The organism is Arthrobacter sp. 10T425 (genome assembly GCF_056393985.1).
In genome coordinates, this window is record NZ_JBFTGZ010000018.1 from 1 (window position 1) to 17307 (window position 17307).

Here is a 17307-nt window from a genome sequence, read left to right on the forward strand (position 1 = left end):
GCGGCCTTTTCACTGCCCAGCCACGCCGCGGACGCGCCGTCGGAGAGCGGGGACGCGTTCCCGGCCGTGACGGTGCCGTTCCCGGTCCGGAACACGGTCTTGAGCCCGGCGAGCTTCTCCGCCGAGGACCCGGGACGGATGCCCTCGTCACGGACCAGGTCCGTGCCCGGGACCGGGACGACGAGGTTGTCGTAGAAACCCTCGTCCCAGGCCGCGGCGGCGAGGTTGTGGGAGGCGGCGGAGAACTCGTCCTGCTGCTCGCGAGTCACGCCGTACTTCTCCCGGAGCCGTTCGGTGGCCTCGCCCAGGGAGATGGTCCAGTCCGCCGGCATGGCCCGGTTCACCAGCCGCCAGCCCAGCGTGGTGGAGGCCAGGGTCAGGTCCCCGGCCGGGTAGGGCCTCTCGGTCTTCGGCAGCACCCACGGGGCCCGGGACATCGATTCGGCGCCGCCGATCAACAGCAGCTCGGCGTCGCCGGTGTTGATCTGGCGGGAGGCGATGATCGCCGCGTCCAGGGAGGACCCGCAGAGCCGGTTGACCGTGGTGCCTGGGACCGAGACCGGCAGCCCGGCCAGCAGGGTGCCCATCCGGGCGACATTGCGGTTCTCCTCGCCCGCGCCGTTCGCGTTGCCGAACACCACCTCATCGATCCGCTCCACGTCCAGGGCCGGGGCGCGCTTCACGGATTCGCGGATCACGTGCGCCGCAAGGTCATCCGGGCGGACCCCGGCGAGGCCGGAACCGAACTTCCCGAACGGCGTCCTCACAGCGTCATAGATAAATGCCTGATTCATGATTTTCCTCTAAGTTCTGTGGCGCCCAACTACGCAGCAGCAGGGGTGGTTTGAGGGCGCAAAACGACCCCCTGCTGCTGCCTTGGGCTGGCTGGCCGCCCTCGGCGACTTGGCTGTGATTCGAGCGGGCCTACGCTGCCGGGATCCGGATCAGCTTCTTGTTGGCGAACTCATTGATTCCGTATTGCGCCAGTTCTCGTCCGACGCCGGAACGCTTCACCCCGCCAAACGGAAGGTCGGCGGCGCTGCGGCTGATGCTGTTGATCCAGACCATTCCGGTCTCCAGCTGTTCGGCAAGCTGCCGGGCGGCCTCAACATCCGCGGTGTAGATGGAGCTTGAGAGGCCGAAAGGCGAGTCGTTGGCCAGGTCAACAGCGGCTTCGGGAGAGTCCACCCGGTAAACCACGGCGGCCGGGCCGAAGATCTCTTCCGAGTAAGCCCGCATGTCCGGCGTCACACCGGTCAGGACGGTTGCGGGGTAGTAGGCGCCCGAGTCGTTGGGGGCGCCTCCACCCGTGACTGCGGTCGCGCCCTTGGAGACGGCGTCCTGGACCAGCTCGGCGATGTCATCGACGGAGGCCCGGGATGACAGCGGCCCGAAGGTCGTCTGCCCATCGGTCGGGTCACCCGGGGCGATCTTGGACATGGCCTCGGTGTAGCGGCGCAGGAACTCGTCGTAGATTCCGCCGACGATGATGAAGCGCTTGGACGCAGTGCAGGCTTGGCCGCCGTTGTACATGCGGCCAGCCACGGCGCCGGCTACGGCTTTGTCCAGATCGGCGTCGGGCAGCACGATGAACGGATCGGAGCCGCCAAGCTCCAGCACATACTTCTTCAGATGGCGTCCGGCAATTTCTGCCACGGCGGATCCGGCCTTCTCGGAGCCTGTCAGGGAAACACCCTGCACCCGGGGGTCTGCGATCATGGTGGCGATCTGGCCGCTGGTGGCAAACGCGTTGATGTAGACATCGGCCGGCAGCCCGGCGTCGCGGAAGACCGCCTCGATGGCCAGCGCCGACTGCGGGCAGTTGCGTGAGTGCTTGAGGATCACGGTGTTGCCCAGCACTATGTTGGGTGCGGCGAAGCGGGCGACCTGGTAGTAGGGGAAGTTCCAGGGCATGATCCCGACCAGCGGTCCGATGGGTTCGGTGCGGACCACGGCTGAGCCGGGTCCCCGGATCTCCAAGGGTTCATCGCGGAGGAAGCGCTCGGCGTTGTCCGAATAGTAGGCGTAGATCGAGGCCACGAGGGCAACCTCGCCGCGTGCTTCGGCGATCGGCTTGCCCATCTCCAGGGTCAGCAAGGCGGCGAGTTCTTCGGAACGTTCGCGGTGCAGCTCGGCCACGCGGGTCAGCACGGCGGCCCGTTCCGCCAGCGGAGTGGAGCGCCAGGTGCGGTATTCCGTGAAGGAGCGCTTGAGCGCATCCTGCACTTCCTCGTCGGTGAGTGTCGGGAACTCGGCAACGCGCTCTCCGGTTGCCGGGTTGATGGTCGCGTAGTTGCTCATGATCCGGAACTCTTTCTGCAGGTACGTCTTTGTCTTAGCAATCACGATCCCAGCTTCCGGCTATGCAGTCCAATACTTATTAGCCTCAAGATCAATCAGGATTTTGGATCAATGACGGCGTCGTGAGTGACTGCCCTCGGGCCTGATCTATCCAATTCCGACAATAACGGCCGGTCCATTAGGTATTGGACGCTGTGTAATAAACGATGCCATGGTGGGCTGGTGAAGACGATCAAAATCCACGACGCCGACGCGACCGTCCATGTCGAACTCAACAGGCCAGAAGTCCGCAACGCCATAGACCAGCTCATGGTGGACGAATTGCACACTGTATGCGCGGATTTGGAGCGCAATCCCAAAATACTCATCCTCTCCGGGGCGCAGCTTCCCTCCGGCGGCGTCTTCGCCTCCGGAGCCGACATCGCCCAACTCCGCGAACGCCGCCGTGATGATGCCCTGGCCGGCATCAATTCCGGCCTCTTCCAGCGAATCTCCAGGCTGCCGATGCCAGTGATCGCAGCCATTGACGGGTTTGCGCTCGGCGGCGGCGCTGAGCTGGCCTATGCGGCGGATTTCCGGATTGCGACGCCACGGGCAAAGATCGGCAACCCCGAAACCGGTCTGGGCATCCTCGCCGCCGCCGGCGCAGGCTGGCGCCTCGTGGAGCTCGTCGGCGAGCCTTTGGCCAAGGAAATCCTGCTCACCGGAAAAGTGCTCGACGGCGCTGAGGCAATGGCTGTTCGGCTGGTCACTGAGTTGCATCAACCAGACCAGCTGATCCCCGCGGCCTTCGCACTCGCGGCCCGGATCGCATCCCAGGATCCACTCGCGGTCCGCCTCACCAAGAGCGTCCTCCACGCCCCAAGGTCAGCACACCCGGCCATTGACGAACTCGCCCAAGGGATCCTCTTTGAATCAGAGGCAAAATTTGAGCGGATGCAGGCGTTTCTGGACCGAAAACAACGCAAAGGAACCAACTAATGACCCCTTCCACTCCCCCACTTGAAACCCAGGGCGTCCCCACGAGGGTAGGCGTTCTCGGCGGAGGCCGGATGGGCGCGGGCATCGCCCACGCTTTCCTTGTCTCCGGAGCTGCGGTGACAATAGTCGAACGGGACGAGGCCGCAGCCGCAGCGGCCCGCGACCGCGTGAGAGTGACGCTGGCCAAGGCCCTCGAGAGGAACGCGATAACCGAGGACCTGGAGTCGCTCTTGGGCCGGTTTGCGGTCTCCACGGACGCCGTCGACTTCGGCGGGGCGGGCCTTGTTGTCGAAGCCGTGCCGGAGGACTTCAAGCTTAAGCAGGATGCCCTGCTCAACGTGGAGCGCCACCTGGGCACGGATGCCTGGATTGCCACCAACACGTCCTCGCTCTCCGTCACCGACCTGGCTGACTCGCTCGGCCGGCCGGAACGGCTGTGCGGGTTGCACTTCTTCAATCCGGTCCCGGCCTCGACGCTGGTGGAAGTCGTTCTTGGCCCCCGGTCCGCCCCTGAACTCTCCGACGCCGCCACCGGCTGGGTCCGCGGGCTCGGTAAGACTCCCATCGTGGTCAATGACGCGCCCGGCTTCGCGAGTTCGCGCCTTGGCGTGGCAATTGCGCTGGAGGCCATGAGGATGCTTGAAGAGGGCGTGGCCAGCGCCCAGGACATCGACGCCGCCATGGAACTCGGCTACCGGCACGCATCCGGACCACTGCGCACCACGGACATCGTCGGGCTGGACGTGCGCCTCGGTATCGCCGAGTACCTGCATGAAACCCTCGGCGAACGCTTCGCCCCGCCCCGGATCCTCCGCGACATGGTGGAGCGCGGCGAGCTGGGACGGAAGTCCGGCAAAGGGTTCTACGAATACTCCTGAGCTGTCAGAACCGATAGCCCGATGGCGGCAAGCGTTCTCGCTGGCCGCCATCGTGTCCAGCTGAGCTTCGTTGAGCAAAGCTGGGTTCTTCAACGCCGTCGTGGCGGCGGCGTCGCGCCGATCCCTCCGACCCAAAGAACCGGAAGGCACACGACCAGCGGCTCACGCACATTGGAGCGGGCGGTCCTTCGCGGAAGAGCTGCCCAGAAGTGCCGGCCAGCCCGGGTCGTCCGTGTCTGCGGCGGGGAACCAGCGCTCGGCCGTGAATTGATGCCAGTCCGGGAACGGGTCCGGGGGCAGTTCAATGTCGGGCTCCGGGATGGGATCCTGGCCGGGATGGTAGTCCGGGAGCAGTTCCGGCTCGCAACGATGTCCTGGATCGGCGGGCTGGTCTTGGTCGGGGTCGGTGTCGGGTTCCGGGCCGGGTTCGTCCGTGGCTGGGATGTGGGGCAGCCAGTCTTCGGGCCAGCGGGGCGGCTCCCAGTCCTGGTGTTCGCTGGGGTAGTGCCGTCCTGCCGGGGTGGTCCAGCCCGGCGGGTGGTCTTTGCTGGCCCGGGACGGTGTCCAGGCGGAGGCGTGTTTAAGCCGGTGGTGTTTCGGGCAGGGCTGGCCGAGGTTGGAGATGCCGGTGGTGCCGCCGTCGGCCCAGGCCAGGAGGTGGTCTGCCTCGTTGTCCAGGGAATGGTTGGCGCAGCCGGGGAACGGACACCGGCCGTCGCGGAGCCGGAGCCAGTGGCGCTGGGCCTTTGTCAGCCGGTAGCTGGTCCGGCCGATTTCCAGCGGGGCACCGTCCCGGGGGTCGGTCAGGACCCGGTGGAAGGAACCGGCGCCCTCGGCGATCAGGCGGCGGGCCATCGAGGGCGGGATCGGCCCGTGCCCGTCCAGGACGGCCGGTTCCTCGGTGGCGCCGAGCAGGGCCAGGACCGGGACGGTGACCAGGACCTGCGCCCGCGGGACCGGAACACCCGCGCCGGTACCGGTGCCGCCGTCGTCCGATCCAGCACCCGTGCCGGTGCCGGTGGTGAGGAGCCAGGTGGCGGTGACGTCGGCGCGGAGCTGGGTCAGGGTCCGGGGCTCGTCCGGGCCCTGAAGGGCGCGGGCCGCGGCGGTGGCCCGTTCCCAGATCCCGGCCGCGGTGTCGGCCGGGAAATAGGCCGAGAGCCAGGCCATGCCGTCCCGGTCCGGAGTGTACTCGACCCGCCGGTCCGCGGCGCTCGTGGCGTGGCGTTCCTCGATGCCGGCCGGGTGGTGGCGTTCGCGCCAGGCGCGGGCCTTGGCCCGGAACCGGGACGGAACGAGCTCCCCGGCCGGGCACCCACGGGCGGGGTTCGGTGCTTCGGGGTCCAGGAAGTGCGCCTCGAGCCCGGCCGCCCCGGCCGCATCCAGGCTGCTGGTTTCGTCCACGATGATCCGTGCGTGCTGCCAGGAGATCGCCCCGGACTCAAGGGCGGCCAGGGTCAGCGGCAACGCCGACATCAGGGCCCGGGCTTCGGCGAGGAGGGCCGCGGCGGCGCGTTCGCTGACGGTCAGGACACAGGCGACCTCGGCCACCAGGGCCATCGCCTGGGCGGCCCGGTCCCGCGCGGACGGCGCCGGCGGTGCAACGGCTATGGCTGCCTGCGCGTAGTCGGCGGTCAGCCGCACCCTCAACGCCGCGGTCCGGGCCTCCATCCGGGCGACCTCGGCCAGCCCGTCCAGACAGGCATCCGCCCGCCGCCGCAGCGGATCGCCGTCTCCCAACGGGTCGGCAGCAGGCGCACCGGCGTCGTCAGCGCCGGCGCCGGCGCCGGCCAAGGCAGCCAGCGCGGCAACAGAGGCGGCGACGGCCTCCACGGCCGCCCCGCTCTCCGCACTCAACTCCGCACTCCACGCTGTCCCGCGATCCATACGCCAAGCAAATCACGAGCCACCGACAATATTGATGCGACCGAAACGGTGCCCGCACGAAGCCGGCACGTTTGTGAACCGCAGCGGTAGGTGGCGGTCTTTTCGCCGCGTTATATGGCACCCCCGGTGCTTGTAGTCCAATCATGCACCGGGTGGTCTGGCGGGCGCAGCAGCAGAATTCGAGGAAAGGACATCTTTGCGGACCGCCCACCGGCCGATCGCTGCCGCTGCGCCAACTGTGGCCCATGGGATCAGCAGCCAGGTCTGCCGGCCGAGACCCAGGACGCTTCCCAGCAGCCAGAACGCGAGGGTGGGCACCGCGAAAAAACTCCGATGTGGATCCACTGTTGCCGGACCGGGCGCAGAAGGTAGACCAACACCCAGGCCAGTGGCGCCGCGAACACCAGGGCAACTCCGAAGCCATAAAGAACCACCATGCCCAAAAAGCCCCAAACATGGCCGGCGTCGGTTCCGTCCAGCGCGGCGGGTACGCCATAGTGGGCCGCAACCAGGAGCAGCAGAAAGCCTACTCAGAGCGAGGTGGCGATAAGCCAGCCCTTGATGAACGCGTACGCATCCAGGACCACTCGGCATGGACGCCCGCAAACCCCTGACTGTCACCCGCGACCCAGCCACCAAAGACTACGTCGCGAAACGAACAAGCCAAGGACGCACCAAGAAAGAGATCGTCCGCAGCCTCAAGCGATACATCACCCGGCAGATCTACCGAACCCTCAACCACCGGTTAGTGCTGGCTAGCAGCACCTGAACCAGTGGGGGTAGAAACCGAAAACTCTCCGTCATTGAGGATGCGCGCCAAGGTGCTCCGCCCGAGCGCGCTCATCCCTGGAACCGTTTCCCGGTAGTACCAGACCAGGCCCATTGCCTGCTGGAACGCCCAGGCGGCTCCACGCCTCCACTCGAGGTCACTAGACGCCAGCTCCCGGCGTAAGAGTGCCCGCCTTTCGTTATCGAGCATGTGCCAGGCTGCGACAAGGTCAAGGGAAGGATCGGCAGGAGCAAAACCCCCACCATCCAAGACGCCAAGAAGTCGGTCGCCTCCGACGAGGAGATTGCCGGGAATCAAATCCCCGTGCGTCATCACCGCCGGGCCAGCAGAGGGCAGGCTCCGGAATTCTGACCAGAGCGCACGGAGCCGGTCTACCGGAAGCAGGCCATCGCTCTTAAGAAAACAGACTTCCATCCACTCGTCAGAGTTCTTTAAGTCGCCGCCACGACCGGATCCCGTAAAAGGGCGGCCTCTCGCATCGGCGGCTCGAAGCGAATGAACGAGGGTGGCGAGGTCACGGGTGAACACTTCCGAGTGCGCCAAGCCATCGGGTGTTGCAACGACGCCGGGTAACCACGTTTGCACAGACCACGGCAACGGATAGCCGTGACCAGGACGGCCCAAAGCCACTGGCTCCGGTGTGGGGACGGGACAGCATGTTGCCAATTCACGCATTGCGGCTGCCTCCCGGACGAGCTCAGCGCTTATGTCAGTTGGGTCAGCGGATCGGAGCGGGAAACGTGCCGTGAGATCGGCGCCGATTCTGAATATGGCGTTGACCGTGCCGTCCGTCATGACGCGGCTGATGCGCTCGTGACCCCAACCTGGGAATTGTTCGACTACCAGTCGGCAAGCGAGGTCCTCGTCAATGTGCAACTGGTCGTCGTGCATAGTCATGCAGCTGACGTTAGCCCACTTACTAGTGCGTGGTCAGGACGAGATGGGAGATGCTTTCTCCCACGTCAGGACCTGGAACACTGCTTGACGAATATAGAAGCGTCCAAGCCTACCAATGGGCAAATGCTTCGCCATGGGACCGCAGAACGGCGACTACCACTCCCCCAAGGTGTGGCAGCCGCCGTCGCTGTCATTTGATTGTGGTTACTCCGCCGGGGCGAGTACCTTCAGGTCGAAGCCCTCGTAGCCCGATTCGCGAACTTCGGCGAGCTTGTTCCGGTAGTTGCCGAGGCCGCCGAGGTAGAACATGACCGTCCTCTTCTTGCCGGGGATATTGGCACCGAAGATCCAGGAATCGGCCTTCGGGAAGAGCGTCATTTCGGCGATCTCCTGGCAGGTCTCGGTCCAGGCTTCTTCGGCCTCGGCCGTCGGTTCCACGGAGGCCACCTGGCCGGTTTCTGCGTCCTTGACCAGTTGGGAGATCCACTCGACCTGGGTCTCAATGCTCGGCGGCAGGTTCGTGAAGGGACCGTTCGGTCCGAGGATCATGAACATGTTCGGGAATCCGGCGGTGGTGATGCCGAGGTAGCTTGTGGGGCCTTCCTTCCAGTGGTCCTGGATGGTTTCGCCACCGCGGCCACGAATGTCCATCCGCGTGTAGTTGCCGTCCACGGCGTCGAAGCCGGTGGCGAAGATCAACACATCGAGCTCGTGCTCAACGCCGTCGGACGTCCTGATGCCCTTAGGTGTCAGGTCGAGAATCGGCGTCTCCTTCACGGATACCAGCTCAACGTTGTCCCGGTTGAAGGTGGCGTAGTAGCCGCTGTCGCAGAGGGGGCGCTTGGCGTAAAGGTCGGTCGGGGTGAGCTTGCGGGCCGTCTCCGGGTCCTTGACGATTTCGGCGATCTTTCCCCGGACAAAGGATGCGGCAGCTTCGTTGGCGTCCCGGTCCGTGGCGATGTCGCCGAAAGTGTTGAACATGAAGCGGAATCCGCCGCCTTCTTCCCAGGCCTTCTGGAAGACCGCCTGACGGCCCGTTTCAGACACACTCATGGCCGGAACGGTGCTCTCCTCGAATCCGAAGGCGACGCCGGAGGCCCGGACCTGTTCCCAGATTTTGGGGTAGTCCTTCTTGACGGATGCGACGTACTCCGGCGTGACAGTGGTGTTGCCGACCGGGACGCTGTATTGCGGCGAGCGCTGGAAGACGGTGAGGTGCCCCACCTTGGGCGCGATGGCGGTGATGATCTGCAGGCCGGTGGAACCGGTGCCCATGACGCCGACGCGCTTGCCGGTAAGGTCCACGCCTTCGGGCCAGGCGCCGGAATGGTAGATCTTGCCCTCGAACGAGTCGATGCCCGGGATGTTGGGGATATTGGTGGCCGAGAGCAGTCCGAGGCCGTTGACGATGTACTTCGCCGTGATGGTTTCCCCGGCGTCCGTTCCGATGACCCAGCGGTCGGCGGACTCGTCGTAGCGGGCCGAGGTGATCCCGGTGTTGAGCTGGATATCCTTGCGCAGCTCGTACCGGTCAACCACGTGTTCGAGGTAGCTGAGGATTTCAGGCTGCGTCACGTACTTGTGCGTCCAGTTCCATTCCTTCAGCAGTTCGTCATCGAAGGAGTAGCGGTACACGAAGCTCTCGGTGTCCGACAACGCACCAGGGTAACGGTTCCAGTACCAGGTGCCGCCCACACCCCCGGCGCGGTCGAAGGCGCGGACGTTGAGGCCCAGTTCGTTGCGCAACTTGTGCAGCATGTAGATGCCGCCAAATCCGGCGCCCACGACGACGGCGTCGAATTCGGCGGTGGGGGTGGTGGAGGCAGTCTGCCCCTGTTCTTCAGCCATGATGAAATACTCCTTTGTGTTTCAGGTCTTTGTAGTGAAGTGGCCGGGGCTCAGTACTTGTACCAGCCGGCAATACGGGCGAGTTCGGCGTCGGCAACCTCGGAGTCGCCGGCCAGGAACGGGTACACGTGCTGCTGTCCTTCGCCGATGGAGAGCGTCACGTCGACGCCGGCGGCTTCCGCCAGTGCGTTCAGGCGGGTGGCATTGTCCAGGAGGGATTCGGACGAGCCCGCGGTGATGTACAGGCGCGGGAACCCGGCGAAATCGGCGTAGAGCGGGTTGGCCAGCGGGTTCTGCGGGCTGACGGACTCGCCCAGCACGCCGGCGATCATGCCCTCGAGCAGGGGCACGGAGATGAGTGCGTCCGATGCGTCGTTGGTGATCAGCGTTTCGCCCTTGTTCTCCATGTCCAGCCAGGGTGAGAAGGCGATGACCTGGCCGGGCAGCGGCTCTCCCTGTTCTTTGAGGGCCAGGGGAATGGCAACCGCAAGGTTGCCACCGGCGGAGTCGCCGATGGTGGTGATGTCCTGCGGGTGGATGCCGCTCTCGACGAGGGCCTTGAAGGCGGCCACGCCGTCTTCGACCTGGGCCGGGTGCGGGTGCTCGGGCGCCCTGCGGTAGTCAAGGACAAAGGTGACGACGCCGATTGCCTTGGCAACGTGGCCGGCAAGCTTGCGGTGGCTTGACGCGGAGCCGACGGCGAAGCCGCCGCCGTGGGTGTAGAGCAGCACCTTTGTGCGGTCGGCACCTTCCGGGAAGGCCCAGATGCCGGGGACACCGCCGACGACGTCTTCCTTGTAGGTGACTGCCTCAGGCTCCCGCGTGGGCTGGTGCCACTCGTCGAAGATGCTGCGGAACAGGCGCATCGTCAGGTTGGGCGTGGTGGCGATGATTTCCGACCAGTCCGCGTACAGGTCGCGGAGGGGGTCGGTCGCCTGAGATGTTTCAGTCACTGCTGCTTCGGTCGAGATAGTCATCTCATACTCCTTCGTATGGAGAGCGCCCCCGCGTTGCCCGGGAACGGATGGATCGGTTGTTGGCTGCGTTTGCCGCTACATATAGCGTGGGTCACATTTCTGCCGGCTCAGTGTTCCACTTTGGAACACTCACGCGGCTCCTGATTGTTGCGCTCAGGACATCAAAGGGGCCGCGATTTAGTATTGGATACCTATCAGAACTGGTGTCATTCTTGAATCAATACAGTCTGCGCAACGATGCGAGGTCACCATGCACGCTTTTGCCGTTTTCCAAGACAGCCCAGAGATCCAGGACATCGAACTGCCGGATCCGCTGCCGACAGGAACCGAGGTCCTCTTGAGGGTCATCCGTTCCGGTGTGTGCCACACGGACACCCACCTTCGTGAAGGTTCGTACGATCTGGGCAGCCGCGGCGCGTTGAAGCTGGTGGACCGGGGCGTCACTTACCCGCTGGTCATGGGGCACGAAGTCGTCGGCGTCGTCGAGAAGGTCGGCGACCGTGTGCACGGGACCAAACCCGGGGACATCCGGCTGGTCTATCCCTGGATTGGCTGCGGCACGTGCCGGGATTGCCTTGCCGGCCGCGACAATGTCTGCGCCAACGGACGCAACCTCGGAGTAGCGGAGCACGGAGGCTACGCCGAGCAGATCCTGGTCGGTGACGAAAAGTACCTGGTGGATATCGAGGGCCTGGACCTCAGCTGGGCGGCGACGCTGGCCTGCTCCGGGCTGACGGCATTCAGCGCTGTGAACAAGGTCCTTCCGCTCGGACCCGACGAACCCGTCGTGGTGATCGGCGCCGGCGGAGTGGGACTCACCGCCATCGCCACCCTGAGCGCGCTCGGGCACCAGGCCATTTGCGCCGTCGACATTTCCGAACGCAACCTGGAGCTCGCGCGGCAGGTTGGCGCAGCCACCACCGTCCAGTCCACAGACGGGGCCCTCAGTGCAAGAATCGTTGCAGCCAGCGGCGGGCCCGTGGCGGCCGTCATTGACTTCGTGAACAACAGCCAGACGGCGCCGGTAGCCTTCGATTCCCTGCGCAAGGGCGGCCGGTTGATCCAGGTCGGGCTCTTCGGCGGCGAACTGACGGTACCCACCGCGCTCATGGCCCTCAAGATGCTCACTATCCAAGGCAGCTTCGTGGGGACCCCGGACGAGCTAAACCAGCTCATCGCCTTGGCCAAGCGGGACGCCATTCCCCACATCCCCATCATCGACGCCGAGCTCTCCGCCGCCTCTGTTGGCGAGAGCCTGGACAAGCTGACGCACGGCGGCGTGCCCGGACGCGTCGTCCTGCGCGCGGCAGACGGAGCCCAGGGCTGACCAGCCATGCAAAACCCCAGGAAGGTGCCCGATGATGCGCTCCGCGCTGCCCGGGAACAGCTCATCCGCCGCGGCCTGCTGAATGGGACCCAACTGACGGAAATCGTCTCCCCGGATATCGAGCACAGCTGGCGCCGCTCTATCGGCGTGGAGGCGTCGGCAGGGCCCGAGGCATTCCTCTTCGTCAACGACTTCGATCCGGACGGAATCCTCATCCGGGCCGCCAAGAGCGTGATGGACCACTGGCTGGAGAGCCTCAACGGCATGGGCATATCCCTGTTCCTCAGTGACCAGTCCGGTCAGATCATCGCCCGCAGGCTCGGGGACAGGACGCACGGCAATCGGTTCGATGAGGCAAATGCCGCCGAAGGATTCAGTTTCTCGGAGCGCTCCGTGGGAACGAACGGGCTGGGCACCCCCATCGAAGGACGCCAGGCCGTTTTTGTCCGCGGAGCCGAGCATTTCAACGAGGCACTGGCACCCCTGTCGTGTTCCGGGGCCCCGATTCTGCACCCGGTCACCCGCCGGGTGCTCGGATCCATTTCCTTCGCCTGCGACACCGCTTTGGACAACCCGCTCATGCTGGCCATGGCCCGCGAAGCCGGCGGCCAGATCGAACGCCGACTGCTCGATCTCGGCAGCGCGACGGGACTCGCCCTGGGGATGTCGCAACTGCGTTTGAGCTCCTCCAAGGCCCCGGTCATCATGCTCGACGCCCAGGCTGTCATGACCAACGTCTCCGGACTGGCCGTCATGAGCAGCGAACTGCACACCACCCTGTGGGAACAATTGCGCGGCCTCGTGTGGACCGGCGCCAAGCAAACCATCGAGATTCCCTCCCTGAACGTCGATGCCACGGTCCAGCGAATTGACGATTCCGGCGGGAGCTCGGCCTTCGCCCTGGAGCTTTCCCGCGTTCCGGAGGCCGCAAGCAGTCCGGGCAGGGCCGAGCCTGGGGTGGCCGACGGCGGCTCTTGGGGCGGCGGGGCGGCGTTTGGGCACATCATGCGGAATGCTTTCGATCGCGCAGGTCAGGGGCCCGGGGCGATTGCTGTTTGCGGGCAGGGCGGCTCCGGCAAGCTTCACCACACACTCGCCTGGCTCAATGGGCAGGACTCCGGCCCGAATCCGCTGATCCTCGACGCCTGCCTGCTGCCAGGGGAACAGGATGCCATCTGGTTCTCTGACTGCCGCGAGGCGATCGCGGCAGGCCGGAGCGTCGTCCTGCGGCATCTGGAGGATCTTCCCCGGAGCGAGCTTAACAGGCTGAAGGCGCTGGATGTGGCGGTGCGGCAGCAGCCGGCCGGGCCGTCGGCGGGCGCCACACACGCAGGTACACCGCCGTACAGCGACACGGCCGGCCCCTCTCCAGCCCGGCTCGTCTTGACGACGAATCCGGACGCATGCCCGGACTTCGTATCCGAAGTGGTGTCCCAGATCGCCGCGCGCGTGAATGTGCCGAGCCTCTCCGCCACCAAGGAACGCATCCCGGTACTGGCGGCACATTTTCTGGACGCAGCAGCTCCGGCCGACAGATCCACGCTCTCCGCAGCGGCGCTGCAAGGGCTCATGCGCTGGCATTGGCCAGGCAATGTCGCCGAGCTGCGCGCCACCCTCGAATCACTCGGGCGGGCACATCCCGGACGCGTGGTGCAGGCCAATGACCTCCCGGAACATCTCAGAAGCACGGGCAGGCGGAAACTCTCCAAACTGGAATCCCTCGAGCGCGATGCGATCGTGGCCGCACTCGAACAGAGCGGCGGGAACCGTTCGGTCGCCGCGGAATCCTTGGGCATGGGCCGGACCACGCTCTACCGGAAGCTGCGCGCACTGGGGATCGAAACACCCGAGTCCATGGCGACCTGACCCAGTCATCCGGCGCCTGTCATCCGGCGCCGGGCAGGATCCTCTCAGCCAACTCCAGGACCGCCCGCAAGGCGGGGCTGGAGTTGTCCCGCCGCCAGGCCATGCGCAGCTCGACCGGAAGGGTCTCGTCCACCAGCTGCACAAAACGCACATGGGGATCCGTGACCGACTCGGCCACCGAGGACAGCGTGAGGGTACAGCCCACCTCCGCCGCCACCAGCGAGAGAGCCGTCCAGGAATCCGGGACAATCTGGACGACGTCGAGCTCGAACCCGGCGGCGTGCGTGAGCCGGCGGAGCCGGTCGTTCAATACGGCCCCTGCATGCGGCGGCAGCGAAACAAAAACGTCGCCCTGGAAGTCTGCCATCCGGGCCTCGGCGGCATCGGCCAGACGGTGGCTTGCCGGTACGGCCACGACGAGGTCCTCCGCCGCAAGCAGCCGCGTTTCGATACCGGCGGCAATGTAGTCCCAGCGACCGAGGGCGATGTCCATGTCCCCGCTGAGGACACGGTCCATGGCAGGTTGCGCAAAATTCTGGCTGAAGAGTTCGATCTGGATACCCGGGTGGTCGCGCCGGACCTCCCGGGCGAGCCGGCCCACCAGGGTATGGGTGGAAGCGCCCGCGTAGGCCACCCGAACGCGCCCGACTTCGCCCTTGTCCGCGGCGCGGACCGCGATGCTCGCCCGGCGCGTGGCATCGATGATCTCCGTCGCCGGCCCGATGAACGCCTCTCCGGCGCCTGTCAGCTTGACGCTGCGGGTGCTTCGGTCGAACAGCCGGGTTCCCAGCTCACGTTCCAGCTGCTGGATACTGCGGCTGACCGGAGGCTGCGCCATGTGAAGTTTTTCTGCCGCGCGGCCGAAGTGCAGCTCTTCTGCCACCGCCAGGAAGGCTCGGATCTGTTGGATCTCCATGCATGTGATTATTACACCTGACGCAACAAAAGGGCCATCAATAAGTATTGGACGGATAGCAATGTCCTCCGTCATGGTGGAGGGAGAGAACACTATTCGAGGAGCCCATCGATGGACAGCCAACACTCCGCCACCCCTGAGACGTCGGCATTCGGCCGCAGTCCGGATGGCCCGCTCAGCGGCATCGTCATCGCAGATTTCGGCAGGGTGCTGGCCGGACCATACTGCACCATGCTGCTGGCCGATCTCGGGGCGACCGTCATCAAGATTGAGAGCCCGGCCGGCGACGAGACCCGGGCATGGCGCCCGCCCACCCGCGGGGATGACTCGACGTATTTCCTCTCGATCAACCGCAACAAGACCTCGATCAAGCTCGATCTGCGCGATCCGGACGACCGCCGGACGGCCCAGCGCATCGCGGAACGGGCCGACGTCGTCGTCGAAAACTTCAAACCGGGTGACCTGGTGCGCTACGGACTGGACTACGACACCGTCGCGGCCACGAACAAGGACGTTGTCTACGCCTCGATCACGGGTTTCGGGACCGCCGGCGGCGCCCAGCTGCCCGGCTATGACCTGCTGATCCAGGCCCTGTCCGGACTGATGGACATCACCGGAGCGCCGGACACCGGGCCGTTCCGTTCCGGGGTTGCTGTATTCGACGTCATCACCGGCCTTCATGCCTGCATCGGCATCCTCGCAGCCCTCCGGCACCGGGACCGCATCGGGGAAGGCCAGCTGGTGGAAATGAACCTGATGTCCTCCGCGCTCTCCGGCATGGTGAACCAGACGGCGGCCGTCGTGCTGGGCGGGACCGTTCCGGCCAGGCTGGGCAACGAGCACCCCAGCATCTACCCCTACGAGCCATTCGAGACCGGCGAGGGGCAGCTTGTCATTGCGATCGGCAACGACTCCCAGTACCGCACCCTCTGCGCCACCATCGGCCGGCCGGAGCTGGCCACGGATCCGCGCTTCGAGAAGGCGCCGCTGCGCAGCGCCAACCGCACGGAACTGCGGCCGCTCCTGCTGGAGCGCCTCTCGACCCGGACCGCCTCCGAATGGTTCGACATCCTCACCGAAGCCAAACTCCCGTGCGCGCCGATCCAGGACCTGAGGGCCGGGATCGACTTCGCGGAACGGATCGGCTTGGAACCCGTCGTGACCGTGGGGCACGGCGGGAACACGCAGCCCGGCGTGCGCAACCCCATCCGGCTCTCCAGGACCCCGGTGAGCTACGACCTCACCCCGCCCGGTCTGGACAGCGGCGCTGAGCTCGTGCGCGCGTGGCTCGGCGAGGATACAGCAGTTTCGGCCGGCAGCCTTGCCGGTACTCCCACACGATCCCCCGAGGAGCACTGATGACCACCACAACGGACATGTCCGTCAATTCCGACTTCTATGGATTGGACGACTACCTCAACGACGCCGACCGTGCCTTGATCGCCCGGGTGCGTTCCTTCGTCGAGCAGGACGTCACTCCCATCATCAACGAATACTGGGAGAAGGCGGACTTCCCCTATCAGCTGGTACCAAAGTTCGCTGAACTGGGCATCATCGGCACCGCGATCAAAGGCTACGGCTGCCCTGGCCTGACCCGGCTGCAGACCGGACTCGTCGCCATGGAACTCTCCCGCGGTGACGGCAGCATCAACACCTTCAACGCGGTCCACTCCGGACTGGCGATGGGCAGCATCAACCTCCTCGGCAGCGACGAGCAGAAGCAGCGCTGGCTGCCGCCGATGGCCAGACTGGAAAAGCTGGGCGCCTTCGCGTTGACCGAACCGGCGCACGGCTCAGACTCTGTGGCACTGGAGACTTCCGCGCGGCTGGACGGTGACCACTACGTCATCAACGGATCCAAGCGCTGGATCGGGCTGGGCCATGTGGCGGACCTCGTCATCATCTGGGCCCGGGACACCGCGGACCAGAAGGTGAAGGCGTTCGTACTGGAGAAGAACGACGACGGCACCTACCCCGCCGGGTACCACGCCGAGGCCATCACGGGAAAGATGGCAAAGCGGGCCATCCAGCAGGCACAGATCGAGATCGAGGGCCTGCGGATCCCCGCTGAAAACCTGCTGGCAAAGTCGACGTCCTTCCGCGACGTCGGAGCGGTGCTCAACACAACCCGCAGCACCGTGGCCTGGGAGTCCCTTGGCCACGCCACCGCCGCCTACGAGATGGCGGTCAAGTACGCCCGGGAACGCGTCCAGTTCGGCCACCCAATTGCCAGCTACCAGCTGGTGCAGAACAAACTCGCCAACATGCTCGCGGACCTGACGGCCATGCAGCTGATCTGCTTCCGCACGGCGGCGCTTCAGGACGAGGGCCGGCTCAGCAACGAGCAGGCCTCCCTGGCCAAGATGTTCACCGGGGACAAGGCACGAACGCTCTGCCGGGATGCCCGGGACATGTTCGGCGGCAACGGCATCCTGCTGGAACACCATGTAGCCCGCCACCTCACCGACATGGAAGTCGTCCACACCTACGAAGGCACCGACTCCATCCAGTCCCTGATCCTGGGACGGGAAATCACAGGTCTCTCAGCCTTCTCCTGAGCGGTTCCGATTCCCAAAAGACACTGCATTCCTCAAGACAAAGCACGGCCATCCGCACTGGATGGCCGTGCTTTCGCATTG

13 protein-coding genes are annotated in these 17307 nt (G+C 65.5%); 6 read left to right on the forward strand and 7 right to left on the reverse strand.

What is annotated here, in order from left to right; all coding sequences use genetic code 11:
* Together AC1DDH_RS17770 and AC1DDH_RS17775 are read right to left on the reverse strand one after the other, a co-directional pair.
* The coding region (locus tag AC1DDH_RS17770; protein ID WP_476955969.1) for a thiolase family protein at positions 1-794 on the reverse strand (794 nt) is incomplete at its 3' end.
* A 130-nt stretch (positions 795-924) separates the two neighbouring features.
* Positions 925-2346 (reverse strand): NAD-dependent succinate-semialdehyde dehydrogenase, encoded by a 1422-nt coding sequence (locus AC1DDH_RS17775; RefSeq protein WP_476955970.1) that lies wholly within the window; start codon positions 2344-2346, stop codon positions 925-927.
* A gap of 177 nt (positions 2347-2523) precedes the next feature.
* Between AC1DDH_RS17775 and AC1DDH_RS17780 the strand changes: the two genes are divergently transcribed.
* Positions 2524-3282 (forward strand): enoyl-CoA hydratase/isomerase family protein, encoded by a 759-nt coding sequence (locus tag AC1DDH_RS17780; protein ID WP_476851114.1) that lies wholly within the window; start codon positions 2524-2526, stop codon positions 3280-3282.
* Positions 3282-4160, forward strand: a complete 879-nt coding sequence (locus AC1DDH_RS17785; protein WP_476955971.1) for a 3-hydroxyacyl-CoA dehydrogenase family protein — start codon at positions 3282-3284, stop codon at positions 4158-4160. The genes AC1DDH_RS17780 and AC1DDH_RS17785 overlap by 1 nt, the downstream gene beginning before the upstream one ends.
* Positions 4161-4322: 162 nt before the next feature.
* On the opposite strand, the gene AC1DDH_RS17790 is transcribed toward AC1DDH_RS17785, so the two are convergent.
* The 4 genes from AC1DDH_RS17790 to AC1DDH_RS17805 all read right to left on the reverse strand — a co-directional run bounded on the left by AC1DDH_RS17790 (position 4323) and on the right by AC1DDH_RS17805 (position 10559).
* Entirely contained in the window at positions 4323-6047 is a 1725-nt protein-coding gene (locus AC1DDH_RS17790; protein ID WP_476955972.1) for a DUF222 domain-containing protein, read from the reverse strand.
* A 745-nt stretch (positions 6048-6792) separates the two neighbouring features.
* Positions 6793-7734, reverse strand: coding sequence for an aminoglycoside phosphotransferase family protein (locus AC1DDH_RS17795; RefSeq protein ID WP_476955973.1), 942 nt, complete (start codon positions 7732-7734; stop codon positions 6793-6795).
* 204 nt (positions 7735-7938) lie between these two features.
* On the reverse strand, positions 7939-9582 hold the full coding sequence (locus AC1DDH_RS17800) for a flavin-containing monooxygenase (RefSeq protein WP_476955974.1): 1644 nt from the start codon (positions 9580-9582) through the stop codon (positions 7939-7941).
* Between the two features lie 50 nt (positions 9583-9632).
* Positions 9633-10559, reverse strand: coding sequence for an alpha/beta hydrolase (locus tag AC1DDH_RS17805; protein ID WP_476955975.1), 927 nt, complete (start codon positions 10557-10559; stop codon positions 9633-9635).
* A gap of 250 nt (positions 10560-10809) precedes the next feature.
* Here AC1DDH_RS17805 and AC1DDH_RS17810 point away from each other — a divergent pair, with 250 nt between their 5' ends.
* Complete coding sequence (locus AC1DDH_RS17810) at positions 10810-11886, forward strand: alcohol dehydrogenase (RefSeq protein WP_476955976.1); 1077 nt, start codon at positions 10810-10812, stop codon at positions 11884-11886.
* A 6-nt stretch (positions 11887-11892) separates the two neighbouring features.
* Positions 11893-13752 (forward strand): sigma-54-dependent Fis family transcriptional regulator, encoded by a 1860-nt coding sequence (locus AC1DDH_RS17815; protein WP_476955977.1) that lies wholly within the window; start codon positions 11893-11895, stop codon positions 13750-13752.
* 19 nt (positions 13753-13771) lie between these two features.
* On the opposite strand, the gene AC1DDH_RS17820 is transcribed toward AC1DDH_RS17815, so the two are convergent.
* Entirely contained in the window at positions 13772-14668 is an 897-nt protein-coding gene (locus tag AC1DDH_RS17820; protein ID WP_476851123.1) for a LysR family transcriptional regulator, read from the reverse strand.
* A gap of 111 nt (positions 14669-14779) precedes the next feature.
* Between AC1DDH_RS17820 and AC1DDH_RS17825 the strand changes: the two genes are divergently transcribed.
* Entirely contained in the window at positions 14780-16027 is a 1248-nt protein-coding gene (locus AC1DDH_RS17825) for a CaiB/BaiF CoA transferase family protein (protein ID WP_476857353.1), read from the forward strand.
* Positions 16027-17226, forward strand: a complete 1200-nt coding sequence (locus AC1DDH_RS17830; protein ID WP_476857354.1) for an acyl-CoA dehydrogenase family protein — start codon at positions 16027-16029, stop codon at positions 17224-17226. Before AC1DDH_RS17825 ends, AC1DDH_RS17830 begins: the two co-directional genes overlap by 1 nt.
* Positions 17227-17307: the final 81 nt, after the last annotated feature.

Coding starts and splice junctions, on each gene's coding strand:
- AC1DDH_RS17785 (WP_476955971.1), top strand. CDS start 3,282: ATGACCCCTTCCACTCCCCCACTTGAAACCCAGGGCGTCCCCACGAGG.
- AC1DDH_RS17790 (WP_476955972.1), bottom strand. CDS start 6,047: ATGGATCGCGGGACAGCGTGGAGTGCGGAGTTGAGTGCGGAGAGCGGG.
- AC1DDH_RS17795 (WP_476955973.1), bottom strand. CDS start 7,734: ATGACTATGCACGACGACCAGTTGCACATTGACGAGGACCTCGCTTGC.
- AC1DDH_RS17800 (WP_476955974.1), bottom strand. CDS start 9,582: ATGGCTGAAGAACAGGGGCAGACTGCCTCCACCACCCCCACCGCCGAA.
- AC1DDH_RS17805 (WP_476955975.1), bottom strand. CDS start 10,559: ATGACTATCTCGACCGAAGCAGCAGTGACTGAAACATCTCAGGCGACC.
- AC1DDH_RS17810 (WP_476955976.1), top strand. CDS start 10,810: ATGCACGCTTTTGCCGTTTTCCAAGACAGCCCAGAGATCCAGGACATC.
- AC1DDH_RS17815 (WP_476955977.1), top strand. CDS start 11,893: ATGCAAAACCCCAGGAAGGTGCCCGATGATGCGCTCCGCGCTGCCCGG.
- AC1DDH_RS17820 (WP_476851123.1), bottom strand. CDS start 14,668: ATGGAGATCCAACAGATCCGAGCCTTCCTGGCGGTGGCAGAAGAGCTG.
- AC1DDH_RS17825 (WP_476857353.1), top strand. CDS start 14,780: ATGGACAGCCAACACTCCGCCACCCCTGAGACGTCGGCATTCGGCCGC.
- AC1DDH_RS17830 (WP_476857354.1), top strand. CDS start 16,027: ATGACCACCACAACGGACATGTCCGTCAATTCCGACTTCTATGGATTG.